This is a genomic window from Cupriavidus sp. DB3 (assembly GCF_020418465.1).
Taxonomy (GTDB): Bacteria; Pseudomonadota; Gammaproteobacteria; order Burkholderiales; family Burkholderiaceae; genus Cupriavidus; species Cupriavidus cauae.
In genome coordinates this window covers 299,335-323,933 of sequence record NZ_JAIZPL010000003.1, presented here as the reverse complement: position 1 = coordinate 323,933, position 24,599 = coordinate 299,335, and the positions used below count along the sequence as shown (strand labels likewise).

The 24,599-nt window shown below is 68.3% G+C and carries 22 protein-coding genes, 1 tRNA gene and 1 pseudogene; 15 read left to right on the top strand and 9 right to left on the bottom strand.

Going from position 1 to position 24,599, the window contains the following annotated elements:
• The first annotated feature begins 152 nt into the window (after positions 1-152).
• The 3 genes from ruvA to K7G19_RS11095 all read left to right on the top strand — a co-directional run bounded on the left by ruvA (position 153) and on the right by K7G19_RS11095 (position 2,799).
• Positions 153-734, top strand: a complete 582-nt coding sequence (gene ruvA / locus K7G19_RS11105; RefSeq protein WP_226107282.1) for a Holliday junction branch migration protein RuvA — start codon at positions 153-155, stop codon at positions 732-734.
• Positions 735-1,078: 344 nt separating this feature from the next.
• Positions 1,079-2,155, top strand: a complete 1,077-nt coding sequence (gene ruvB, locus K7G19_RS11100) for a Holliday junction branch migration DNA helicase RuvB (RefSeq protein WP_149316772.1) — start codon at positions 1,079-1,081, stop codon at positions 2,153-2,155.
• A gap of 14 nt (positions 2,156-2,169) precedes the next feature.
• Positions 2,170-2,799 (top strand): hypothetical protein, encoded by a 630-nt coding sequence (locus K7G19_RS11095; RefSeq protein WP_226107280.1) that lies wholly within the window; start codon positions 2,170-2,172, stop codon positions 2,797-2,799.
• 108 nt (positions 2,800-2,907) lie between these two features.
• Here K7G19_RS11095 and cobA read toward each other — a convergent pair whose 3' ends face one another.
• From cobA to K7G19_RS11060, 7 genes are all read right to left on the bottom strand, one after another.
• Positions 2,908-3,672, bottom strand: coding sequence for a uroporphyrinogen-III C-methyltransferase (cobA, locus tag K7G19_RS11090; protein ID WP_226107278.1), 765 nt, complete (start codon positions 3,670-3,672; stop codon positions 2,908-2,910).
• 48 nt (positions 3,673-3,720) lie between these two features.
• Entirely contained in the window at positions 3,721-5,034 is a 1,314-nt protein-coding gene (locus K7G19_RS11085) for a sulfate adenylyltransferase subunit 1 (RefSeq protein ID WP_226107276.1), read from the bottom strand.
• Between the two features lie 106 nt (positions 5,035-5,140).
• The gene (gene cysD / locus K7G19_RS11080) at positions 5,141-6,127 is read right to left on the bottom strand and encodes a sulfate adenylyltransferase subunit CysD (RefSeq protein WP_149316768.1); all 987 of its coding nucleotides are present in this window, start codon (positions 6,125-6,127) and stop codon (positions 5,141-5,143) included.
• A gap of 8 nt (positions 6,128-6,135) precedes the next feature.
• Positions 6,136-6,945, bottom strand: a complete 810-nt coding sequence (locus tag K7G19_RS11075) for a phosphoadenylyl-sulfate reductase (RefSeq protein ID WP_226107274.1) — start codon at positions 6,943-6,945, stop codon at positions 6,136-6,138.
• Entirely contained in the window at positions 6,942-7,520 is a 579-nt protein-coding gene (locus K7G19_RS11070; RefSeq protein ID WP_149316766.1) for a DUF934 domain-containing protein, read from the bottom strand. Before K7G19_RS11070 ends, K7G19_RS11075 begins: the two co-directional genes overlap by 4 nt.
• A gap of 41 nt (positions 7,521-7,561) precedes the next feature.
• Positions 7,562-9,241, bottom strand: coding sequence for a nitrite/sulfite reductase (locus K7G19_RS11065; protein ID WP_226107272.1), 1,680 nt, complete (start codon positions 9,239-9,241; stop codon positions 7,562-7,564).
• A 75-nt stretch (positions 9,242-9,316) separates the two neighbouring features.
• Positions 9,317-10,090: a sulfite exporter TauE/SafE family protein gene (locus tag K7G19_RS11060; RefSeq protein ID WP_226107270.1), complete on the bottom strand. Its 774-nt coding sequence runs from the start codon at positions 10,088-10,090 to the stop codon at positions 9,317-9,319.
• Between the two features lie 157 nt (positions 10,091-10,247).
• Here K7G19_RS11060 and K7G19_RS11055 point away from each other — a divergent pair, with 157 nt between their 5' ends.
• The 12 genes and pseudogenes from K7G19_RS11055 (at position 10,248) to denD (ending at position 22,252) form a co-directional block, all read left to right on the top strand.
• Positions 10,248-11,189, top strand: a complete 942-nt coding sequence (locus tag K7G19_RS11055; RefSeq protein ID WP_150083333.1) for a CysB family HTH-type transcriptional regulator — start codon at positions 10,248-10,250, stop codon at positions 11,187-11,189.
• Between the two features lie 77 nt (positions 11,190-11,266).
• A complete protein-coding gene (locus K7G19_RS11050; RefSeq protein ID WP_226107666.1) occupies positions 11,267-12,427 on the top strand; it encodes a class I SAM-dependent methyltransferase in 1,161 nt (386 codons plus the stop codon).
• A gap of 155 nt (positions 12,428-12,582) precedes the next feature.
• Positions 12,583-13,782: an ABC transporter substrate-binding protein gene (locus tag K7G19_RS11045; protein WP_149316762.1), complete on the top strand. Its 1,200-nt coding sequence runs from the start codon at positions 12,583-12,585 to the stop codon at positions 13,780-13,782.
• A 79-nt stretch (positions 13,783-13,861) separates the two neighbouring features.
• Entirely contained in the window at positions 13,862-14,731 is an 870-nt protein-coding gene (locus K7G19_RS11040; RefSeq protein WP_226107268.1) for an NAD(P)-dependent oxidoreductase, read from the top strand.
• A 145-nt stretch (positions 14,732-14,876) separates the two neighbouring features.
• Positions 14,877-14,961, top strand: a tRNA-Leu gene (locus K7G19_RS11035).
• 270 nt (positions 14,962-15,231) lie between these two features.
• Positions 15,232-15,936 carry a FadR/GntR family transcriptional regulator gene (locus K7G19_RS11030; RefSeq protein WP_226107266.1) on the top strand — a complete coding sequence of 235 codons (705 nt, stop codon included), beginning with the start codon at positions 15,232-15,234 and terminating at the stop codon, positions 15,934-15,936.
• 33 nt (positions 15,937-15,969) lie between these two features.
• Positions 15,970-16,866 (top strand): annotated as a pseudogene (gene ltnD, locus K7G19_RS11025) (L-threonate dehydrogenase); the annotation flags it as partial.
• A 69-nt stretch (positions 16,867-16,935) separates the two neighbouring features.
• Positions 16,936-18,288 carry a 3-oxo-tetronate kinase gene (gene otnK / locus K7G19_RS11020; RefSeq protein ID WP_226107264.1) on the top strand — a complete coding sequence of 451 codons (1,353 nt, stop codon included), beginning with the start codon at positions 16,936-16,938 and terminating at the stop codon, positions 18,286-18,288.
• Positions 18,285-18,923, top strand: coding sequence for an aldolase (locus tag K7G19_RS11015; protein ID WP_226107262.1), 639 nt, complete (start codon positions 18,285-18,287; stop codon positions 18,921-18,923). Before otnK ends, K7G19_RS11015 begins: the two co-directional genes overlap by 4 nt.
• Positions 18,924-19,014: 91 nt before the next feature.
• Complete coding sequence (locus K7G19_RS11010; RefSeq protein ID WP_149316756.1) at positions 19,015-20,337, top strand: MFS transporter; 1,323 nt, start codon at positions 19,015-19,017, stop codon at positions 20,335-20,337.
• A gap of 54 nt (positions 20,338-20,391) precedes the next feature.
• Positions 20,392-21,174, top strand: coding sequence for a 2-oxo-tetronate isomerase (otnI, locus tag K7G19_RS11005; RefSeq protein ID WP_149316755.1), 783 nt, complete (start codon positions 20,392-20,394; stop codon positions 21,172-21,174).
• 106 nt (positions 21,175-21,280) lie between these two features.
• A complete protein-coding gene (gene denD / locus K7G19_RS11000) occupies positions 21,281-22,252 on the top strand; it encodes a D-erythronate dehydrogenase (RefSeq protein WP_226107260.1) in 972 nt (323 codons plus the stop codon).
• A gap of 42 nt (positions 22,253-22,294) precedes the next feature.
• On the opposite strand, the gene K7G19_RS10995 is transcribed toward denD, so the two are convergent.
• Both K7G19_RS10995 and K7G19_RS10990 read right to left on the bottom strand, forming a co-directional pair.
• Positions 22,295-22,891 (bottom strand): alpha-ketoglutarate-dependent dioxygenase AlkB, encoded by a 597-nt coding sequence (locus tag K7G19_RS10995; RefSeq protein ID WP_226107258.1) that lies wholly within the window; start codon positions 22,889-22,891, stop codon positions 22,295-22,297.
• A gap of 183 nt (positions 22,892-23,074) precedes the next feature.
• Positions 23,075-24,442 (bottom strand): TolC family protein, encoded by a 1,368-nt coding sequence (locus tag K7G19_RS10990; RefSeq protein ID WP_226107662.1) that lies wholly within the window; start codon positions 24,440-24,442, stop codon positions 23,075-23,077.
• Between the last annotated feature and the right edge of the window lie 157 nt (positions 24,443-24,599).

Below are 24,599 nucleotides of genomic sequence, written 5' to 3'. Positions count from 1 at the left end.
TAGACCCGCCGCAGACACGCCATGGACCGCCATGGAGCCCCGTGGTCGCGCGGCGGACGCTCTGCCTCGCTGCGCTACACTGGCGCCCTTTCAGACCGACCCATGCCGGCGTGCGCAACAACGCGCCGGCAGCCCATCCCCCGCAAGCCACCATGATCGGACGCATCGCCGGCACCCTCATCGAGAAGAATCCCCCGCATCTGCTGGTCGACTGCCACGGCGTCGGCTATGAGGTCGACGTGCCGATGAGCACCTTCTACAACCTGCCCGCGGTCGGCCAGCCCGTCACGCTGCTGACGCAGCTGATCGTCCGCGAGGATGCGCATCTGCTGTACGGCTTCGGCAGCGCCGAGGAACGCAATACCTTCCGCGAGCTGATCAAGATCAGCGGCATCGGCGCGCGCATGGCGCTGGCGGTGCTGTCGGGCATGTCGGTCGCGGAACTGGCGCAGGCCATCACGCTGCAGGAGGCCGGCCGGCTGACGCGCATTCCCGGCATCGGCAAGAAGACCGCCGAACGGCTGCTGCTGGAGCTCAAAGGCAAGCTCGGCGCGGAGCTCGGCCACGTCGGCGGCGCGGCGGCCGCGCAAGACAGCGCCGCCGATATCCTGAACGCGCTGCTGGCGCTGGGCTATTCCGACAAGGAGGCCGCCGCGGCGACCAAGCAGGTGCCGGCCGGCACCGGCGTCTCCGAAGGGATCAAGCTCGCGCTGAAGGCCCTGTCGAAAGGCTGAGGCCGCGCGGCGGCGCGGGCCGGTGTGCAGCAGTGGGCGAGCCGGCATGCGAGCCGGTGTGCAGGCGGTTTGCGAGCCGGTGTGCGAGCCCGTGTGCGAGCCCGTGTGCGAGCCCGTGTGCGAGCCCGTGCGCGAGCCGGTGTGCGAGCCGGTGTGCGAGCCGGTGTGCGAGCCGGTGTGCGAGCCGGTGTGCGAGCCGGTGTGCGAGCCGGTGTGCGAGCCCGTGTGCGGGCCGGTGTGCTGGCCGGCGCGCGAGCCCCCGCGTGACCTGTGCCCGCTGAGACGGCGGCCGGCGCCGATGATGCCGTGGGCTACAATCGAGCCAGTTTTCCCGCCTCCGCCCCATGATCCAGACCGACAAGTTCGCCCCGAGCCGCCCTGCCGACAGCGGCGACCGCCTGATCGCCGCCACGCCCGCCTCCAGCAGCGAGGAGGCCTTCGAGCGCGCGCTGCGGCCCAAGCTGCTCGACGACTATGTCGGCCAGCAGAAGGTGCGCGACCAGCTCGACATCTTCATGCACGCGGCGCGCAATCGCCGCGAGGCGCTCGACCACGTGCTGCTGTTCGGCCCGCCGGGCCTGGGCAAGACCACGCTGGCCCACATCATCGCGCGCGAGATGGGCGTCAACCTGCGCCAGACTTCCGGGCCGGTGCTCGAGCGGCCCGGCGACCTTGCCGCGCTGCTGACCAACCTCGAAGCCAACGACGTGCTGTTCATCGACGAGATCCACCGGCTGTCGCCGGTCGTCGAGGAGATCCTGTACCCCGCGCTCGAGGACTACCAGATCGACATCATGATCGGCGAGGGCCCGGCCGCGCGCTCGGTCAAGCTGGATCTGCAGCCGTTCACGCTGGTCGGCGCCACCACGCGCGCCGGCATGTTGACCAATCCCCTGCGCGACCGCTTCGGCATCGTCGCCCGCCTGGAGTTCTATACCGCCGACGAGCTGGCCCGCATCGTCACGCGTTCGGCGCAGCTGCTGCACGCGCGCATCGATCCGACGGGCGCGCTCGAGATCGCGCGCCGCTCGCGCGGCACGCCGCGTATCGCCAACCGCCTGCTGCGGCGCGTGCGCGACTATGCCGAGGTCAAGGGCGACGGCACCATTACGCGCGAGATGGCCGATGCCGCGCTCGCGATGCTCGATGTCGATCGTGTCGGCTTCGACCTGATGGACCGCAAGCTGCTCGAGGCGATCCTGCACAAGTTCAGCGGCGGCCCGGTCGGCGTCGACAACCTGGCCGCGGCGATCGGCGAGGAGCGCGACACCATCGAGGACGTGCTCGAACCCTATCTGATCCAGCAGGGCTATCTGCAACGCACGCCGCGCGGACGCGTGGCGACGCCCGCGGCCTACCGGCACTTCGGGCTGGCGGCGCCGGGCGGCGCGCAGGGCAGCATCCTGCCGGACGAGGCATGATCCGATAAACCACCGTGGAGGCGCCGATGCGAAACGATCGAGACAGCACGATACGACGCGGGGCGCGCGCACTGGCGCTGGCCTGCACGAAGACGGTCACGTTGACGGGCGCGTTGATGGGCGTGTTGATGGGCGTGTTGGCGGCCGGCGCCATCGGCAGCGCGAGCGCACAAACCGCGCCGGCCACCACCGCGGCAGAGGTCGTCCGCATCGACGCCTCGAATGCGGTACTGGTGCGCGGACCGCAGGGTCAGCTGACCGAATTGATGACCGGCGACGAGGCTCGCCATTTCGGTACGGTCAACGCCGGCGACCGCCTGACGGTGACGCGCGGCCCGGCACGGATCACGAAGCTGGAGCCGCTGGCGAGCCGCAATGTCGCGACCGCGGAGTCGGTGGACCGGCTGTCGCGCCGTCTCGACGACGGCCGGCCCGGCGTGGTGCGCGAGATCACCACCACGGCCACGGCCGAAATCGTCGCGGTCGATCCGATCGGACGCACGGTAACCTTCCGCGGCCCGCGCAACGCGGAGCACGCCGCGCGGGCGGACGACATCTCGATCGACGTGGCCGGCCTGCGGCCGGGCCAGATGGCCCGGATCGTCTATCGGGAGACGGTGGAGATTACGAGGGAGGGACGGTAGTCCCGACGCTGTCCGCTGTGATCGGAGTCAGGAAGGTTTGCTCCCCTCTCCCGCGAGCGGGACAGGGAAGAAAACCATTGCGGCGGCTACCGGCTCACGAGCCTTGCGTCAGGCCGCTTTCGATTGGGGCTGGCTGTCCCGCTGCTCATCGTCGACCGCACCGCTGACGCGCGCACCCAGCGCCTCGCCGATCATCAGCAGGCTCGGATGTTGCGGGTCAATCCATGCCGCGGCTTCGCCCGCCGCCATCTGCCGCAGCGTGAACTGTCGGCTGCGTTGATGCGGGGTCGAGGCGGCCTCGACCACCCAGGCCGGCGTCGATGCCGGCTTGCCGTGCGCGATCAGCTGCGCGGCGATCGAAGCCGCTTGGTCGCGGCCCATGTAGTAGACCAGCGTATCGGCCTTGACGTCGGCCTCCACGTCGATGGTGTCGGGCGCCTTCGCTTGGGTGGCAAACGCCACGCTGCGCGACACGCCCCGCTTGGTCAGCGGACGCGCGATCGCCGAGGCGGCGGCCAGCGCGGCCGTGATGCCCGGCACGATCTCGTAGGCGATGCCCGCCTCTTCCAGCGCCTGCAATTCCTCGTCGGCGCGGCCGAACAGCATTGGATCGCCGCCTTTCAGACGCACCACGCGTTCGTACTTGTGCGCCAGGTCGACGATCTGCCGGTTGATGAAGAGCTGCGCGGTCGAGCGCTTGCCGCAGCGCTTGCCGACCTCGACCAGCCGGGCCTGGGGACACCAGGCCAGCATCTCGGGCGACACCAGCGCATCGTGCAGCACCACTTCGGCTTCGCCCAATAGTCGTGCACCACGCACCGTAATGAGGTCCGCCGCGCCGGGACCGGCGCCAATCAGGTAGACCTTGCCCATGTTGCTGCTCCTCGTGATTCCTGGATCGACTTCGATCTCGCTTCGATGTCAGGAATATGCACGGATCATGCCCGCGGCGACCGTGTGATTGGTGGCCTCGTCGATCAGCACGAACGCGCCGGTGGCCGGGTTGTCGCTGTAGACGTCGCACACCACCGGCTTCTGCAGCGTGATCTGCACCGAGCCGATATCGTTCAGCCGAATGTCGTGACGGCCGGTCTCGTGCGACAGCGTATGCACGTCGAGCACGCGGTCCACCGACGACACGCGCGCGAACACGCTGGCGGTGGTGTGCTTGAGCACGTATTTGCGCGCGGTGTTCAGCGCCGCATCGTCGAACCAGCACAGGTCGGCCTGCAGCTTCTTCGCCGGCAGCGCCTGCTCGGTTTCCGCGGCGGCGGCCACGAACATGTCACCGCGCGATACATCGACGTCTTCCGCCAGCCGGATGGTGATGGTCTCGCCGGCGCTCGCCTCCTCGGCCGCGCCGTTCGGCGTCAGCACCTCGGCGACCACCGCCTCGCGGTTGGCCGGCAGCACGCGCACGGTCTGGCCGACACGGACCGTGCCCGCCTCGACGCGGCCGGCATAGCCGCGGAAATCGTCGGACTGCGCACCGTCCTGGCGGATCACCAGCTGCACCGGGAAGCGCAGCGCGGCTTCGCCCTGCGGCGCGACTTCCTCGACCGGCAGCGCCTCGAGCAGCGGCAGCAGCGGCTCGCCCTGATACCAGGGCATCGCCTCGCTGGCATGCACGATGTTGTCGCCACGCAGCGCGGACACCGGCACGTAGCGCACGTCCTTCAGGCCCAGCTGGCTGGCCAGCTCCGCATAGGCGGCACGGATCTCGTTGAAGCGCTGTTCGCTGTAGTCGACCAGGTCCATCTTGTTGACCGCGACGATCACGTGCTGCAGCTCGAGCAGCTTGACGATCGCGGTATGGCGCTTGGTCTGCGCCAGCAGTTGCGCGCGGCCGTCGGCGACGGTCACGCGGGTGGCGTCGATCAGCACGATCGCGGCGTGCGCGGTCGAGGCGCCGGTGACCATGTTGCGGGTGTACTGCTCATGGCCCGGCGTATCCGCGATGATGAACTTGCGGCGCGCGGTCGAGAAATAGCGGTAGGCCACGTCGATCGTGATGCCCTGCTCGCGCTCGGCCTCGAGGCCGTCGGTCAGCAGCGAGAAGTCGATCTGCTCGCCGGCGGTGCGCTTGTTCTTGGCGTTCGCCAGCGCGGTCAGCTGGTCCGACAGCACCGCCTTGCTGTCATACAGCAGGCGGCCGATCAGCGTGCTCTTGCCGTCGTCGACCGAACCGGCGGTGATGAAACGCAGAAGGCCCTGGTGGGCGGCTTGGGTGGTCATGATGCAATCCTGTCTCGGGGCGTCGCTGCTTGCGTCGCGGCGTGCGTCGTTACTTGCGTCGTTAGCTGCGTCGCGGCGTGCGTCAATGTCGCTGGATCGGTCCGGCTCAGAAGTAGCCTTCCTTCTTGCGGCGTTCCATCGACGCTTCGCTGGTCTGGTCGTCCATGCGCGTGGCGCCGCGCTCGGTGATCTCGGTGACGGCGGTCTCGGCGATGATCTCGACCGGGGTCGCCGCGGTGCTGGCCACCGGGCAGGTGCAGCTGATGTCGCCGACCGTGCGGAAGCGCACCGACAGCACCTCGCTGACATCGCCGTCCTGCTTCGGCGTCAGCGGCGTCACCGGCACCAGCAGGCCGTTGCGGCGGACAACCTCGCGCTGGTGCGCGTAGTAGATCGGCGGCAGCGCCAGGTTCTCGCGCGCGATGTACTGCCACACGTCCAGCTCGGTCCAGTTCGAGATCGGGAACACGCGCATCTGCTCGCCCGGCGCCATGCGGGCGTTGTACAGGCTCCACAGCTCGGGCCGCTGCGCCTTCGGATCCCATTGGCCGAACTCGTCGCGGAACGAGAAGATGCGTTCCTTGGCGCGCGCCTTTTCCTCGTCGCGGCGGGCACCGCCCATCAGCGCGTCGAACTGGTGCTGCTCGATCGTCTCCAGCAGCGTGACGGCCTGGGCCGCGTTGCGCGAATCGGTTTCCTTGCGCAGCCGCACGGTGCCGCGCTTGATCGAATCCTCGACATGGCCGACCACCAGCCGCGCGCCGATCTCGGCCACGCGCTGGTCGCGGAAGGCGATCACCTCGGGATAGTTGTGGCCCGTGTCGATATGTACCAGCGGAAACGGCAGCTCGATCTTGCGGTTGCCGAGCCGGAACGCCTTCAGCGCCAGATGCAGCATCACGATCGAGTCCTTGCCGCCGGAGAACAGCAGCGCCGGGTTGCGGCACTCGGCGGCGACCTCGCGGATGATGTAGATCGACTCGGCCTCGAGCCGGTCCAGGTGGTCGTTCTGCACCTCGATCAGGTGCGCGATGTCGGGATTGCCGTCGCGCGTGGCCGCGGCGCCGGCCTGGAGTTCGTTCATGATGCCCATCTGTGGCCTCAATGCTTGATGTTCTGTTCGTGCAGGCCGCACTCTTTCGAGTCGCGGCTTTCCCACCACCAGCGGCCGGCGCGCACATCCTCGCCGGCGCGCACGGCGCGCGTACACGGTTCGCAGCCGATGCTGGGATATCCCTTGGCGTGCAGCGCGTTGATCGGCACCGCATGGCGCTTCAGATAAGCCCACACTTCGGCCTCGGTCCAGTCCGCGAGCGGATTGAACTTCGGAATGCCGCGCGCCTCGTCGATTTCCTCGAACGGCAGGTCGGCACGCGTGACCGCCTGCTCGCGGCGCTGGCCGGTCAGCCAGGCATCGGCGTGCGACAGCGCGCGGTTCAGCGGCTCGACCTTGCGGATGCCGCAGCATTCCTTGCGCAGCTCGACGCTGTCGTAGAAAGCGTTCAGGCCGTGCTTGCGCACATAGTTCTCGACCGCTTCGGCATCAGGCGTGAAGCGCTCGATCTCGTAGCCGTAGTGCGCCTTGACCTCGTCGAGCATCGCCAGCGTCTCGGCGTGCAGGCGGCCGGTCGCCAGCGTGAACACGCGGATGCCGGCGCGCAGCGCGGCCGAGCCGCGCAGGATCGCGTCGGTGATCACCATGTCCTCGGCGGCCAGGCTCGACGCAAAGCGCGCGCGGTAGAAGCGGCTCGCGATCGCTTCGAGCCGCTCGGCCAGCGTGGCCTCCTTGGCCTCGAGCGCGGCGGTGCTGCCGGTGTATTCCGGCGCCGTCCACAGCGCGGGGCGCAGCGGCGAGGCGGCCGGAATCTCCGAGGCGGTCGCCGGCAGTTCGACGATCGGAATCACGCTCATGCCGATTCCCGCTGTTCGGCGCGCGCCCGGCGGAACAGGGGCAGCGGCTCGTCCACCGAGGCCTGGTAGGTCACGGTGAATTCGCTGAAGCCCTTGAGCGCGTCCTCGATGTTCTTGTCGGCGCGCACGGCAAAGGCGTCGAAGCCGCAGCGCTTCATGAAGTTCAACTGGTCGCGCAGCACGTCGCCGATCGCGCGCAGCTGGCCCTTCCAGCCATAGCGGGTGCGCAGCAGATAGGCGGTGGAAAAGCCGCGGCCATCGCGGAACACCGGGAAGTCGACCGCGAGCAGCGACACGCGCGCCAGCTCGCCGGCAACGTCGCCCGGCTCGTCGTCCGGTGCCAGCCAGATGCCGGTGCGGGCCGCGTCGCGGCTGGCCAGCAGGCCGTCCTTGTGCGCCAGCCAGACCGGCAGCGGGAACAGCACCGCGTCCTGGCTCGATGCCGCCGCGGCGATCTGCTCGTCGGTCGGGGCCTGGCCCTCGGCGCCGCGCAGCACGGTCCACGCGTCATCGACGATCGCCGGCACGGCGGCCTGGCCGCCGTCGGCGCGTTGCAGTTGGATGATCTTTGCCATATTCGTTCTCGATGCGTTTGCTGTCGTCGATGCCGTCAATCTCAGGCTTCGGCGCGTTCGCGCTGCTTGTCCGCGTAGACGCGCTCCTTGAAGGGCGCGACGCCGATGCGGGCGAAAGTGTCGATGAAGCGTTCGTCCTCGATGCGGTGCGCGACGAAGGTCTCGATGATGCGGCTGACCACGTCCGGCATTTCCTCGGCCTTGAACGAGGGGCCGATCACCTTGCCCAGCGCGGTCTGGTTGCCCTGCGCGCCGCCGAGCGTGACCTGGTACCACTCCTCGCCGTCCTTGTCGACGCCGAGCACGCCGATGTTGCCGACGTGGTGATGGCCGCAGGCGTTGATGCAGCCCGAGATGTTCAGCGAGACCTCGCCGAGGTCGTGCACGAAGTCCAGATCGTCGAAGCGCTGCTGGATCGCCTGCGCGATCGGGATCGACTTGGCATTGGCCAGCGAGCAAAAGTCGCCGCCGGGGCACGAGATGATGTCGGTCAGCAGGCCGATGTTCGGCGTGGCCAGGCCGTTGGCCTTGGCCAGCTGCCACAGGTCGTACAGGTCGCGCTTGCGCACGTCCGGCAGCACCAGGTTCTGCTCGTGCGCGACCCGCAGCTCGCCGTAGCCGAAGCGGTCGGCCCAGTCGGCCACCAGCTCCATCTGCTCGGCGGTCACGTCGCCGGGAGGCGCAGCCACGCCGGGCTTGGTCGACAGCGTCACCGCGGCATAGCCCGGCACCTTGTGGCCGTGCACGCTGCGGCGGACCCAGCGGGCGAAGGCCTTGTCTTCCAGCAGATGCTTCTCGAAGCTGGTGTCGGTGTCGGCCAGCTTCTCATAGGCCGGCGGCGCGAAATGCCGCGCGACGCGGTCGAACTCGGCCTGCGTCAGCGTGCCGGGACCATCCTTGCTGTGCTGCCATTCGGCCTCGACTTCCTCGGCGAACTTCTCCGCGCCCAGCGACTTGACCAGGATCTTGATGCGGGCCTTGTACTTGTTGTCGCGGCGGCCATAGCGGTTGTAGACGCGGATCGCCGACTCGATATAGGTCAGCATGTGCTGCCACGGCAGATCGTGCTTGATGATCGTGCCCAGGATCGGCGTGCGGCCCAGGCCGCCACCGGCCAGGATGTTCAGGCGCAGCTCGCCGGCCGCGTTGCGGTAGGCGTAGACGCCGATGTCGTGCATCTGCACCACGGCGCGGTCGTCCTTCGAGGCCGAGATCGCGATCTTGAACTTGCGCGGCAGGAAGGCGAATTCGGGCTGGAACGTGCTCCACTGGCGCAGCAGCTCGGCCAGCGGACGCGGGTCCACCGCCTCGTCCGGCGCGACGCCGGCGAAGTGGTCGGTGGTGATGTTGCGCACGCAGTTGCCCGAGGTCTGGATCGCGTGCATCTCGACCGAGGCCAGGTCGGCCAGCGCATCGGGCACGCGCTCGAGCTCCATCCAGTTGTACTGGATGTTCTGGCGCGTCGAGAAGTGGCCGTAGCCGCGGTCGTAGTGGCGCGCCAGATGCGCCAGCATGCGCAGCTGCTTCGACGCCAGCAGGCCATAGGGAATCGCCACGCGCAGCATGTAAGCGTGGCGCTGCATGTAGAGGCCGTTCTGCAGGCGCAGCGGCAGGAATTCTTCCTCGGTCAGCTCGCCCGACAGGCGGCGACGCACCTGGTCACGGAACTGCGCGACGCGCTCGGCAACGATGCGCTGGTCGTATTCATCGTACTGATACATGGTGTGGGTCCGTTCAGTATGCGTTCGTGTTCGTGGGTGTTCGTTCGTACGGGGCGCGAGACAGCAGCACCGCCGCTAGGAAACCAGCTTGATCGCCACCAGCGTCAGCGTGGTGGCCAGCGCGCCGCGCACCAGCCGCTCCGGCAGCGCGCGCGACAGTTGCGCGCCCAGCCAGATGCCGGGGATCGAGCCCACCAGCAGCGCCAGCAGCAGGTTCCAGTCGACGGTGCCGAGCCACACGTGGCCCAGCCCGGCCAGCGCGGTCAACGGCACCGCGTAGGCGATATCGGTGCCGGCCACCTCGGCCGGCTTCATGCGCGGATACAGCAGCAGGATCAGCGTCGCGCCGACCGCGCCGGCGCCGATCGACGACACCGTGACCAGCACGCCGATCACCACGCCGACGATCACCGTGGCCACCGCCTGGGCGCGGCCTTCCAGTTGAAAACGGGGATTGCGGGCCAGCCATGCGAGCAGCTGGCGGCGGAACAGCAGCGACAGCACGGTCAGGATCACCGAGATGCCGATCGACAGACGGATGGCGTGCAGCCAGCCGGCGTCGAGTTCGCCGGCGCTCTTGAGGACGAGGATGGCGGCCAGCGCGGCCGGCAGGCTGCCGATGCACAGGCGCCTGACCACCTGCCACTGGATATGGCCGTGGGCGCGGTGCGCCAGCGTGCCGAAGCCCTTGGTGATCGCCGCGAAGGCCAGGTCGGTACCGACCGCGGTGGCAGGCGAGAAGCCGAACAGCAGCGTCAGCAGCGGCGTCATCAGCGAGCCCCCGCCCACGCCGGTCAGACCGACGAGGACGCCTACCAACAGACCGGAAACGGTAAAGGCCAGGGACATGGGGGCGCACCGAAGTGGGTCCCCGCCGGGCCGCGCCGGCGATGTAACGCCGGGCGCACGGGGACTAGCCGTTCATTAACAAAGTTCGCAAATCGTAATAAACTCGCCTCATATCTCAAACTAATAAGAAGTTGTTTGTTTATACGGACGACGATATATGAACCTGCACCAATTCCGCTTCGTGCGCGAGGCCGTCCGTCAGAACTTCAACCTGACCGAAGCCGCTAAAGCGCTCTACACGTCACAACCCGGGGTCTCCAAGGCGATCATCGAGCTCGAAGAAGAGCTGGGTGTCGATATCTTCACTCGCCACGGCAAGCGTATCCGCAGCCTGACCGAGCCGGGCCGCCGCATCCTGACCTCGGTCGAGAAGATCCTGCAGGAGGTCGAGAGCCTGAAGCGGGTCGGCAAGGACTACGCCGCCCAGGACCAGGGCAACTTCACGATCGCCACCACGCACACGCAGGCCCGCTATGCGCTGCCCCGGGTCATCGGCGAGTTCACCAAGCGGTACCCGAAGGTGCGCCTCTCCATTCAGCAGGGCAACCCGGCGCAGATCGCGGACATGGTGCTGCACGACCATGCGGACCTGGGCATCGCCACGGAAGGCATCTCCGGCGACAAGAATCTGGTGTCGCTGCCCGGTTACCAGTGGCAGCACACCATCGTGACGCCGCCGGACCACCCGCTGCTGGACAAGCCGCACCTGTCGCTGGAGGACCTGGTCAGTTATCCGATCGTCACCTACGACCCGAACTTCGCCGGCCGGACCAAGATCGACAAGGCGTTCGAACTGCGGCAGCTGCAGCCGGACATCGTGCTGGAGGCGATCGACGCCGACGTGATCAAGACCTATGTGGAGATCGGCCTGGGCATCGGCATCGTCGCCGGCGTGGCGTTCGACCCCGAGCGCGACCGCAATCTGCGCGGCATCCCGGCCGGCCACCTGTTCGGCACCAATGTGACGCATCTGGCCGTCAAGCAGGGCGCCTACCTGCGCAGCTTCGTCTATACCTTCATCGAACTGTTCTCGCCGACGCTGAACCGCAAGCTGGTCGAGCAGGCGATGTCGGGCGACCACGAGGCCTACGAACTGTGAGCGGACACCAACCTGAACAGCGGCCCAGCCAGGACGGCTCGCCTGAGACCACCCTCGGCGCCACGGCCGAGCCCACCATCGAGTGGACCGAGGAAGGCGTGACGCACCGCGCCCGCTGGCGCTCCGAAGCCGGCATGCCGCCGCCGCGGCGGGTGGTGATCGCCGACGACCGCACCGACGCCGATACCGCCTACCGGCTCGCCTGCGAGGGCACCGCCCTGCTGTGGCGCGGCGACTTCCAGAACGCGCGCCAGCTGCTGCAGGCGATGGCGCGCCGGGTCGAACGCAAGCCCCGCCGGGCCCAGCGCCAGGCCAAGGCCAAGCCCGCGCCGGCCACGCCGGCCGAGGCCTTCCATCTGCATCGGCAGGCGCAGGCGCAGCGCGCCCGCACCTTGGGCATGCTGCTGCTGCCGTTCGGGGCCGATCACACCGTACCGCTGCGCCGCGCGCCCGATGTGCGCGAGGCCTGCACCGAGGCCTACGGGCCGGGCGACCAGCCCTATGTCGCCTCGATGCGCGAACTGCTGGGCCTGATCGGCGCGCACGAATGGCGCAAGAAGGGCGTGCCGGTGCCGGCGCTGGGCGACCGTATCCATCCCTGGTATGGCGTGTTCTCGCCGGTGCGCGGCGAGTATGTCGATCTCGTCGGCCAGGCACCGTTGCCGAAGGCACTGGCGCGCGAATCGCTGGCATTCGATATCGGCACCGGCACCGGCGTGCTGGCCGCGATGCTGGCGCGACGGGGCGTGGCCCGCGTCGTCGCCACCGACCAGGACCCGCGCGCGCTGGGCTGCGCCGCCGACAATATCGCCCGGCTGGGGCTGACCGGACAGGTGGAGATCGTGCAGGCGGACCTGTTTCCGTCCGGCCGCGCCCCGCTGGTGGTCTGCAATCCGCCGTGGGTGCCGGCGCGCGCCAACGCGCCGATCGAGCACGCCATCTACGATCCCGACAGCCGCATGCTGCGCGGCTTCCTGGCGGGCCTGGCCGCGCATCTCACCGATGACGGCGAAGGCTGGCTGATCCTGTCGGACCTCGCCGAGCATCTCGGCCTGCGCAGCCGCGAGGCGCTGCTCGGCATGATCGAGGCCGCCGGGCTGCAGGTGCTGGGCCGCATCGACATCAAGCCGCGCCATCCCCGCGCCGCCGACGCCGAGGATCCGCTGCACGCCGCCCGAGCCGCGGAGATGACTTCGCTGTGGCGGCTCGCGCCGAAGGCCGCCGGCCAGCCAGGCTGATGCCGGACCCGACGGGATGGAAGTCCGATCGAAGCCGGATGTAAGCCCTATAGGACTGGATCGAAGCCGGATCGAAGCCGGATCGAAGCCATATGGAAGCCACATCGAAGCTGGATGAGCCAGACAGAAGCCAACAAGCCGAAGGAGGAGACCCCATGCCACGATCCACCCTGCCCCGCCTGCGACGCTCGCTGCGCCCGGTCACGCTGGCGCTAGCCGCCGTCGGCGCCGCCGGTGCCCTGCTCAGCGGCACCGCGCGCGCCGACATCCGCGTCGGCATCGACGTCTCGACCACGGGTCCTGCCGCGTCGATCGGCATTCCGTCGAAGAACACCATCCTGATGTGGCCGGCGACGCTGGGCGGCCAGAAGGCCGAGTACATCCTGCTCGACGACGGCTCGGACCCGTCGGCCGCGGTGCGCAACGTCCGCAAGCTGATCTCCGAGGAAAAGGTCGACGTGATCGTCGGACCGAACATCACGCCGACCGCGCTGGCGGCGCTCGACGCGGTGTCGGAGGGCGAGACCCCGATGGTCGCGCTGGCCGCCTCGGCCGCGATCGTCGAGCCGCAGACCGACCCCAAACGGCGCTGGGCCTTCAAGATGCCGCAGAACGACTCGCAGATGGCGACCGTGCTGACCGAGCACATGAGCAACCACGGCGTGCGCACGGTCGGCTTCATCGGCTTCAACGACGCCTACGGCGAGAGCTGGTGGCGCGAGTTCTCCAAGCTCGCCGAGGTCCGCAAGATCCGCGTGGTCGCCAGCGAACGCTTCTCGCGCAACGACACCTCGGTCACCGGCCAGGTGCTCAAGCTGATGGCCGCCAACCCCGACGCGATCCTGATCGCCGGCGCCGGCACGCCGTCGGTGCTGCCGCAGAAGACGCTGGGCGAGCGCGGCTACAAGGGCAAGGTCTATCAGACCCATGGCATCGCCACCGGCGAGTTCCTGCGCATGGGCGGCAAGGATGTCGAGGGCACGCTGTTCCCGACCGGCCCCGTCGTGGTCGCGCGCCAGCTGCCCGACACCCATCCGGTCAAGAAGGTCGCGCTCGACTTCGTGACCCGCTACGAGGCCAAGTACGGCGCGGACTCGATCACGCAGTTCGCCGGCGATGCCTGGGGCGCGTGGCAACTGCTCGATGACGCCGCGCGGCGCGCGCTGAAGACGGGCGCGCAGCCCGGCACGCGCGAGTTCCGCCAGGCCATGCGCACCGCGCTGGAAACCACCGCCAATCTGACCGTGCCGAACGGCGTGCTGAACCTGAGCCCGCGCGACCACCAGGGCTTCGATCAGCGCTCGCGCGTGATGGGCGTGATCCGCAACGGCAAGTTCAGTTACGCGGGACAATAAGGCCGGCATTGCCGGGCGCGGCCTTTCTTGGCCGGCGCCCGGTGCCGCGCAACAACAAGATGAGCAAGGAGTTGTCGTCATGACTACGATCGCCTTTATCGGCCTGGGCGCGATGGGCTCGCAGATGGTGCGCCATCTGCTCGCGGCCGGACATACGGTACGCGCCTCGGTGCGCCGGCGGGAAGCCGCCGACGCGGCGCGCGAACTGGGCGCCGAACCGTTCTTCAGCCCCGCCGAGGCCGCGCGCGGCGCCGAGGTCGTATTCACCAACGTGACCTCGTCGGAGGATGTCCGCATGGTGCTGCTCGGCGAAGGCGGCGCGATCGAAGGCGCCGCGCCGGGCACGATCTGCATCGACCACAGCACGATCTCGCCCGTGGTCACGCGCGAGATCGCCCAGGCGCTCGCCGAGCGCGGCATCGAGGCGCTCGACTGCCCGGTGTCGGGCGGCACGGTCGCCGCCGAGGCCGGCACGCTGACCATCATGGTCGGCGGCAAGGCCGAGCTCCTCGAGCGCGTTCGGCCGCTGCTCGCGTGCTACGGCAAGACCATCACGCATATCGGCGACAACGGCGCGGGCCAGGTCGCCAAGCTGTGCAACCAGATCGCGCAGGTGGTCAATATCGAAGGGATCGCCGAGGCGATGCGCTTCGCGCAGTCGCAGCAGGTCGACATGCAGCGCGTGCTCCAGGCGATGTCGACCGGCATGGCCGGCAGCCGCATGCTGGACATGATGGGGCCGAAGATGGTCGCCCGCGATTTCGCCGCCGGCATCCAGGCGCGCCTGCACGACAAGGACTTCGGCCTCGCCGCCGACGTCGCCCGCGAAGCGGGCCTCGCCCTGCCCGCGATGCAGGCCACCGCGGCGCAGCTGCAAACCCTGATGCGCAACGGCTGGGGCAAGGACGACACCTCGTCGCTGCTGCGCGTGCTGGAGGATCAGGGCTGAGGCCTGCGGCCGGCCAATCGGCGCCCGGCCAGTCCGTGGCCGGCCCCCCCTTGGTTGTCCGGCCAGTCGATTTGCGGCATAATCCGCTGCTCAGCGCAGTGCCTCCGCCGTTTCTCCGGCAACCCTCCGGCACGATCGCGCACCCGCCCGGGTGGTGAAACAGGTAGACGCAGGGGACTCAAAATCCCCCGCCGCAAGGCGTGTCGGTTCGAGTCCGACCCCGGGCACCATCACGAATCCATTCCCTCTTGTCTACATTGCTTGGCCAGCATCCCCATTAGGGACATGCATCGGCGTGGGTTTTTCGCGCACCTTACTGGTCGCCTTTGCTGCCCGGTATCGAGAGGTATCACGAGGTATCACGACATTTGATACCGCGTGGCACCCAGCGGGTTCGACTCCTTAAGCCCGTTCCCAAGGGTTGACCCCAATGGAACCCCCTCAGTCCAAATTTGTATGATGACCTTATTACCTGATAAGGCATCACACCGACCACCGGCATGTTCGACAAGGTTTCCGCCCCCGCGATGAGCGATACGGTCGCTCAGCAACTGCTCAAGCAGATCGAGATCGGTAGCTTTGCGGCCGCCGGCAAGCTGCCCACCGAGGCCGTGCTGGCGCAGCAGTTCGGCGTCAGCCGCACGGTGATTCGCGAGGCGATCTCCCGGCTCAAGAACGAAGGCGTGGTCGAGCCGCGCCAGGGCAGCGGCGTGTTCGTCAAGGAGCATGGCGCGATCCGGCCGCTACGGATCGACTACGCCGAGGCGGTGGAGGCGAGCTCGATGCCGCATTTGCTGGCGGTGCGCCGGGCCATCGAGGCGGAGGTGGCGGCGGAGGCCGCGCGGCGCTGCACGGACCGGGATATCGCCGACATCGACGCGGCGCTGGCCAACATCGACGAGGCGGTCGCCGCCGGGCGCGATGGCGTGGCCGAGGATGTGGCCTTCCACCGCAAGATCGCCGCGGTGACCGGCAACCCCTATTTCATCAAGACACTGAATTTCCTGAACCAGTACCTCGAAGCCGGCGTCGCAGTGACCCGCCGCAACGAGGCGACACGCGACGATTTCTCGCGCCAGGTGCGCGAAGAACATGCGGCCATCGTCGACGCGATCCGTGCGCGCGACCCCATGGCGGCGCGCAATGCCGCCCTCACCCACCTGTACAACGCCGAGCGCCGGCTGTCGCAAGCCGGCATCTGCTGAGCGGCCGCGGCGGCGGCACGCGCCAACCAGAAACAGATCATGTCACGACATATTGGAGTCATCGGCCTCGGTGCCATGGGCCTCGGCGTTGCGCGCTCGCTGCTGCGCGCCGGCTTTCGTGTCCACGCCTGCGACGTGCGGGGCGATGTGCTGCGCGCGTTCGCCGGCGAAGGTGGCATCGCGTGCGCCACGCCGGCCGAATTGGGCGCGCAGTGCGACGTGGTGGTGACGCTGGTGGTCAATGCCGCGCAGACCGAAGCGGTACTGCTCGGCGAGCACGGCGCCGCTGCCCGCATGAAGCCCGGCAGCGTCGTGATCGCCAGTGCCACGGTGGCCCCGGACTTCGCCGCGCAACTCGGCGCGCGCCTGGAAGCGGCGGGACTGCTGATGCTCGACGCGCCGGTGTCGGGCGGCGCGGCACGCGCGGCGTCGGGCGAGATGACGATGATGACGTCGGGACCGGCGGCCGCCTATGCCGCCTGCGAGGATGTGCTGGAGGCCATGGCAGGCAAGGTCTATCGCCTTGGCGAGCAGTACGGTGCCGGCTCCAAGGTCAAGATCATCAATCAGTTGCTGGCCGGCGTGCATATCGCGGCCGCCGCCGAGGCGATGGCCCTCGGCCTGCGCGAGGGCGTCGATCCCGACGCGTTATACGACGTGATAACCCATAGCGCCGGCAACTCGTGGATGTTCGAGAACCGCGTGCCGCATATCCTCAATGGCGACTACACGCCACTGTCGGCGGTCGACATCTTCGTCAAGGACCTGGGCCTGGTGCTCGATACCGCGCGCCGCAGCAAGTTTCCCCTGCCGCTGTCGGCCACCGCTCACCAGATGTTCATGAGCGCGTCCAGCGCCGGCCATGGTGGCGAGGACGATTCCGCGGTGATCAAGACCTTCCCCGGCATCACGCTGCCGGCCTCACGCTGACCACAGCCACGCTGAACGTCCTCCGTCACCCCGTAGCCCGTCGCCGCTGTCCGTTCTCCTGGTTTGCCCATGTCCCAGTCCAACTCGCCCCGCCCGCTTCCGGGCCCGCTTCTTGGTTGCATCGCCGACGACTTCACCGGCGCCACCGACCTGGCCAACATGCTGGTCAAGAGCGGCATGCGCACGGTGCAGACCATCGGCGTGCCGCCGTCCGCCGCGCCGCTGCAGGCGGATGCCATCGTGGTCGCGCTCAAATCGCGCACCATCGCCGCGGCGGACGCCATTGCGCAATCGCTGGACGCGCTCGCCTGGCTGCGCGAACAGGGCTGCCGCCAGTTCTTCTTCAAGTACTGCTCGACCTTCGATTCCACCGATGCGGGCAATATCGGCCCGGTGGCGGAGGCACTGCTCGATGCGCTGGGCGAGCAGCCTGGGTTCTCGATCGCCTGTCCGGCCTTTCCCGAGAACGGCCGCACCGTCTTTCGCGGCCACCTGTTCGTCGGCGACGCGCTGCTCAACGAGTCGGGCATGCAGAACCACCCGCTGACGCCGATGCGCGATGCCAACCTGGTGCGCGTGCTGCAACGGCAAACCCGCGGCAAGGTCGGTCTGATCCGCTACGACACGATTGCCGCCGGCCCGGCCGCGGTGCGCGAGGCGATCGGGCAGCTGCGCGCCGATGGCGTACGGCTGGCGATCGCCGACGCGCTGTCCGATCGCGACCTGCATGTCCTGGGCGAGGCCTGCGCCGACCTGCCGCTGGTGACCGGCGGCTCGGGCATCGCGCTCGGCTTGCCCGCCAACTTCCGCCGCGCGGGCCTGTTGGCCGAACGCACCGATGCCGCGCAATTGCCGCGCATCGCAGGCTACGCCGCCGTGCTGGCAGGCAGCGCATCGCAGGCCACCAATGCGCAGGTGGCGGCTTGGCGCGGGGAGACAACGAACTCCGATTCCAATACGAACTCGGCAGCAGACGCCCGCCCGAGTTTCCGCATCGACCCGCTCGCGGTGGCACGCGGCGAAGCGGTGGTGGAGCAGGCGCTGGCGTTTGCCCGTTCGCATCTGCCCGAGCCGGTACTGATCTATGCCACCGCCACGCCCGACGAAGTACGCAGCGTGCAGCAGGCGCTCGGCGTGACGGAGGCCGGCCAACTGGTGGAGGCGACGCTCGCCGCCATCGCGCGCGGTTTGCGGGAGATGGGTGTGCGCAAGTTCGTCGTCGCCGGCGGCGAGACGTCGGGCGCCGTCGTGCAGGCGCTCGAGGTCAAATCGCTGCAGATCGGCGCACAGATCGACCCCGGCGTGCCGGCCACCGCCACCATCGATACCGAGCCCATGGGGCTGGCGCTGAAGTCGGGGAATTTCGGCGCGGTGGACTTCTTTGCCAAAGCGCTGCGTCAGCTGGAAGGAGGCTCGCAATGAGAGAGGAAGCCCGACTGCGCGAGGAAATCTGCACGATCGGTGCGAGCCTGTATGCGCGCGGGCATGCGGTAGGCAGCGCCGGCAATATCAGCGCCCGACTCGATGACGGCTGGCTGATCACGCCCACCGATGCCTGCCTGGGCCGCCTGGACCCGGCGCGCATCGCCAAGGTCGATGCGAACGGCCGGCATGTCTCCGGCGACAGGCCATCGAAGACGCTGGCCCTGCATCGTGGCATCTACGCCAACGACCCCGAGGCGCGCGGCGTGGTCCATACCCACTCTACCCATCTGGTGGCGCTGACGCTGGCCGGCGTCTGGAGCGAGGACGACGTGCTGCCGCCGATCACGCCCTATTACGTGATGAAGGTCGGCCATATTCCGCTGCTGCGCTATCGGCGCCCTGGCGACCCGGAGGTGGCGGCGCAGGTCGCCGCGCTGGCCTCGCGCGTGCGCGGCGTACTGCTGGACCGGCTCGGCCCCGTGATGTGGGGCCCGTCGGTGTCGCAGGCGTCGTGGGCGCTCGAAGAACTCGAGGAAACCGCGCGCCTGTGGTTGATGACCGATCCCAAGCCGGCGCCGCTCGACGCCGCGGCCCTCGAAGAACTACGCCAGACCTTCGGCGCACGCTGGTAGCGCGCGCCAGCCCGCGGTGTGCACGGGCTTTCGTCACGCACACCGGAGCCGGCGCGACAGCCGGCCCGACACCATCCAAAGGAGACAATCCATGACAGCCTACGACGCGGCAGCGGCCGCCTACGTCGACGCACCCGGCAAAGCCGAACTCGACCTGACCTACCGCAAGGTGTTCTGGCGCATCGTGCCCTTCCTGATGCTGTGCTACGTGGTGGCCTATCTGGACCGCGTCAACGTCGGCTTCGCCAAGCTGCAGATGTCGCAGGATCTGGCGTTCAGCGAGACGGTGTTCGGCCTGGGCGCCGGCATCTTCTTCCTCGGCTACTTCCTGTTCGAGCTGCCGAGCAACATGCTGATGCACCGGCTCGGCGCCCGCATCTGGATTGCCCGCATCATGATCACCTGGGGCATCCTGTCGGCCATGTTCGCCTTCGTCACGACGCCGACGCAGTTCTACGTGCTGCGCTTCCTGCTGGGGCTGGCAGAGGCGGGTTTCTATCCCGGCGTGATCCTTTACCTCACCTACTGGTTTCCATCGCACCGCCGCGCCAAGATCATCGCGGTATTCATGTCGGCGATTCCGGTATCGGGCATCTTCGGCAATCCGTTGTCCGGCTGGATCATGGAGAGCTTCCACGGCGGCGCCGGCTTCCACGGCTGGCAGTGGATGTTCGTGCTGGAGGCCATCCCCGCGGTGCTGATCGGCATCGCGACGATCCTCTATCTGGACAACAACATCCGCAGCGCCAAATGGCTGACCGAGCGCGAGAAGCAGCTGCTGGCCGACGAGATCGCCGCGCAGCCGCAGGAGCAGCAGAAGAACGCGCATTCGCTGCGCGCGGTATTTCGCGACCCGCGCATGTGGTGGATGTCGCTGATCTACTTCGCCTTCGTGTCCGGGCAGTACGGCCTGACCTTCTGGATGCCGACCTTCGTCAAATCGACGGGCATCAAGGGCACGCTGGAAATCGGGCTGCTCAGCGCGATCCCGTTCGTGGTGGCCATCGTGGCGATGAACCTGTTCGGCCACAGCGCGGACAAGCGCCGGGAGCGGCGCTGGCATCTGATCGTACCGGCGCTGATGGGCACCATCGGCTTCACCGTCGCCGCTTCCGCGGCGGGCAACACGACGCTGTCCATCGTGGCGCTGTCCGTGGCCGCCGCCGGCGTGCTGACCTGCGCCCCGCTGTTCTGGTCGCTGCCGACCGCGTTCCTGGCCGGCAGCGCCGCCGCGGCCGGCATCGCCATCATCAATTCGATCGGCAATCTGGCCGGCTTCGCCAGCCCCTATCTGATCGGCTATCTGCGCGACGCCACCAACAGCACGGCCAGCGGCATGTATGTGCTGGCCGGCATGCTGGTGCTTGGCGCCGTCGCCGTGTGGCTGACGCCGGCCAGGCTGGTCAACCGCTAATATGGACGCGGCGCGCTTGCGCCGCCTTCTCCCAACCCATCACGACTTGCTGCCATGCCACGCTTTGCCGCCAATCTTTCGATGATGTACAACGAGCACGCGTTCCTGGACCGCTTCGCCGCGGCCGCGAACGATGGCTTCCGCGCCGTCGAATACCTGTTCCCGTACGACTTTCCGGCGGGCGAACTGAAGTCCCGGCTCGACGCGAATGGCCTGCAGCAGGCGCTGTTCAATGCGCCGCCCGGCGACTGGGCTGCCGGCGAACGCGGCATCGCTTCGCTGCCGGGACGGGAGGACGAATTCCGGCGCAGCATCGATACGGCCCTCGACTACGCGCGCGTGCTCGGCAACGACAAGCTGCACGTGATGGCGGGCCTCGCGGCGCCGGGCGTGCCGCGCGAGCAGCAACGCGCGGTCTATCTGCGCAACCTCGAGTACGCGGCTCGCGCGGCGCAAGGCGACGGCATCACGGTGCTGATCGAGCCGATCAACACGCGCGACATTCCCGGCTTCTTCCTGAATCGCCAGGACGACGCGCAAGCGATCTGCCGCGAGATCGGCGCGTCCAACCTGAAGGTGCAGTTCGACTGCTACCACTGCCAGATCGTCGAAGGCGATGTGGCCACCAAGCTCCGGCGCGACATCGACGGCATTGGACATATCCAGATCGCCGGCGTGCCGGAACGGCACGAGCCGGATATCGGCGAACTGAACTATCCCTATCTGTTCGAGACGATCGACGCGCTCGGCTACCAGGGCTGGATCGGCTGCGAATATCGCCCCAGGGCAGGTACCACCGACGGGCTTGGCTGGCTGCGCGCGTGGCTGCAGCGGTAGCCCCTTCGGCAACCGAGGGCAACCGAGGCCACCGAGGCAATCCAGGGCAGTGGCGCATTCGTCCGGCGCTGCCCCATTCATCGCGATTTCAACAAGGCAATCGATCATGAAAGTGCTGATCACCGGCGGCGCCGGATTCCTGGGCCAGCGTCTGGCCAAACAGCTGCTGTCGCGCGGCGAACTGAACGGCCCCGACGGCAAGCCGGCCCCCATCACGGAACTGGTGCTGGTCGATGTCGTGCAAGGCAACGATTTCGCCGACAAGCGCGTCACCACGCTGGTCGGCGATATCGCCGATGCCGCCCTGCTCGAACGCGCGATCGACCGCGAGACCGCCGTGGTGTTCCATCTGGCCGCCATTGTCAGCGGCCAGGCCGAGGCCGATTTCGATCTCGGTATGCGCATCAATCTCGACGCCTCGCGCACGCTGCTGGAAGTGTGCCGGGCGAGGGGCCATCGGCCGCGCGTCGTGTTCACCAGCTCGGTGGCCGTCTACGGCGGCACGCTGCCCGAGGTGGTGCGCGACGATACCGCGCTCAATCCGCAATCGTCCTATGGCACGCAAAAGGCGATCGCAGAATTGATGCTGGCCGATTACAGCCGGCGCGGCTTTGTCGACGGCGTCGTGCTGCGGCTGCCAACCATCAGCGTGCGTCCCGGCCGGCCCAATGCCGCCGCCTCGTCGTTTGCCAGCGGCATCATTCGTGAACCGCTGAACGGCGAGGAGGCAATCTGCCCGGTGCCGGGCGACACGCGCCTGTGGCTGCTGTCGCCGCGCCGCGCCATCGAGGCGCTGATCGCCGGCAGCGAGCTGCCCGGCGAACGCCTGGGCAACCGGCGCATCGTCAATCTGCCGGGCGTTTCCGTGACCGTGGACGAAATGATCGACGCCCTGCGGGAGGTCGCCGGCGACGAAGCCGCCAACTGCATCCGCCGCGAGCCCGACAGCCGCGTGCAGCAGATCGTCGGCAGCTGGCCGGGCCGGTGGGACACGACGCGCGCCGAGCAACTGGGGCTGCGCGGCGACGCGAGCTTCGTCGATGTCGTGCGGGCCTATATCGAGGATGAGTTGCGCTAAGACGGGTTGCGACAAGGCGAGTTGCCCTACGCCGAAGTTGCGCTAGGGCGAACGCGCCGCGTTCCGCCGCTCCCGAAACGTGATCGACCAGCGCAATTCCCGCGTCGGCTCGACGCTGTGCTGCCACCGCCAACGGGCGTCGCCTTCCAGCCGATAGATCGACCTGGGTTGCACTTCGAGCGCCAGGATCTGACGCCGCAGCGACGGGCTGTAGGGATAGGGCCGAAAGCGCAGCCGCGCGGCGCCGCCGAGCGAGACGCCAAAAACGCGCTCGAAGTCCGGCACATCGCGGTGCCAGCCCAGCGGCGTACCTGCGGCGTACTCGGCCACCAGGGCATGCACGAGCCGCTCCGGCGGCACGCCGGCCCATTGCGCCACGCGCTCGCGCAGCGGCAGCAGCCGCTCATCCAGGGCCTGTGCCGGCCGTAATTGATTGCTGTCGAAGTCGTAACTGCCGCCGAAGCTCACCACGCGGCGCAGGGCGAGGTAGCCCTTGTATCGTGCGGCTTCCAGCGGCAGCGTGCGGATGATGCCGATGCGGGACGCCTCTTCGTCGAGGGACAGGAATTCGGGGTGGTAGACGAGACCCGGAATCGAGGCCGGCGCGGCGTCGCCTTCGAACAAGCTGAACTGTTCCATCGCGTTCCTTCTGGCTTTCACGGCGCCTTCCGCGGGGCCCGGTTTGCCGGGCGGCAGGAAAGCCGACTGGAAATCCACCGTGTGGCGGGAGGACCCGAAGGTGCCGCCTGCACCCTGCCCAGTCTACGCCGACGACGCCGTCGCAAAGCACCCTGCAGCAAACGCAATTGGCCTGCTCACGTATCAACGGGTCGCCAGCGCTTCGGGCGGCAAGGGCTGCCAGCCCCCACCGAGCGCCTTGAATGCGGCGACGGCCGCTCGCGCCGATTCCGTCTGTGCCTGTGCCCGGGCATCCGACGCCTGCAGAAGCGATTCGTCGGCGTGCAGCACGTCGATCAGGCTCGCGGCCCCCTGCTGGTAAGCCGCGAACGACGATCTTCTTGCACGGGAGAGCGAGGCCTCCCCTTGCGTCAGTACGGCGGCTTGCTCCCGGCGATTGACCAGTGCCGAGAAGGCGTTTTCCACATCTTCGGTGGCCCGGAGCACCGACTGGCGATAGGCGGCCAATGCCTCGGCATCCCGCCCCTTCGCGACATCGATCTGCGCATTGATGCGGCCGAAATCGAACAGGCGCCACCGCAGCCCGAGCACACCGGACGCCTGGCTCGCGCCACCGGTCAGCAGATTGCCGCTGGAAATCGCCGTGGCACTTCCCAGAAGACCGCTCAATGAAAACTTGGGGAAATACTCGGCCATCGCTTCGCCGATACGGGCGTTGGCCGCGGCGAGCCGGCGTTCGGCAACGATCAGGTCCGGCCGGCGCTGAAGCAGCTCGGCGGGCGTCCCCATCTCGGCGATCTGCGGCGTCGCGGGAATCGGTGCTGCGGCTTTGAGTTCGGCGCGATGGGTGCCAGGCGGGACACCCAACATCACGTCCAGCGCGTTCATCGCCGCATCGAGGCCCGTCTGCAGGACGGGAACGGTGGCCTGGACGCGCGCCAGCGCCCCTTCGGTCTGTCGCACTTGATACTCGGCGGCCAGTCCCTTCGCGTACAGCAACCCGACTTTCGCCAGCAGGTCTTGCTGCGTGCCGACTTGCCGCCGGGCGATGTCCAGACGCGACTGCAAACCCCGGATGGCGATGTAGATGTCCGCCGTCTGCGCGGCCACCGCCAGCCGGGCCGCCACGGCACTGGCCTGCGTCGCTTGATAGTCGGCCAGCGCGGCTTCGCGGCCGCGTCGCAGCCCACCGAACACGTCCACCTCCCAGCTCGCTCCCACGCCCACTTCGTAGGCACTTCCCCACCTGTCGTATCCGGGCGTGGCATTGAGGACCTGTCCCAGCGGCGTTTCTATCGACTGATACGCACGGGCTGCCGAACCGCTCACCACGCCCGACGGCAGCAAGGCGGCGTTGGCCACCTTGAGTCCGGCGCGCGCCTGCGTGACGCGCGCCTGCGCCTGCGCGAGGTCCAGGTTCTGTTCCAGCGCCAACGACACGAAGCGCGGCAACAGTGGATCGCCAAACGACTGCCACCATGTCGCGAGCTCGGCGCGGGCCGTGCCCGGCGCCTGTTTGGCGGCCGCCTGCCCGATGTAATGGCTGGCAATGGGCGGGTCGGGCCGGCGCTAGTCGGGACCCACCGCGCAGCCAGCCATCACGCCGGCACACAGCAGCAGAACGAGGGGACGGCGGGAAGGCATGGGCGGAATCTTGGGTGGGCGGGTGTGAGTGACTATAATACAAATCGGTCACTCGTTGTCAACC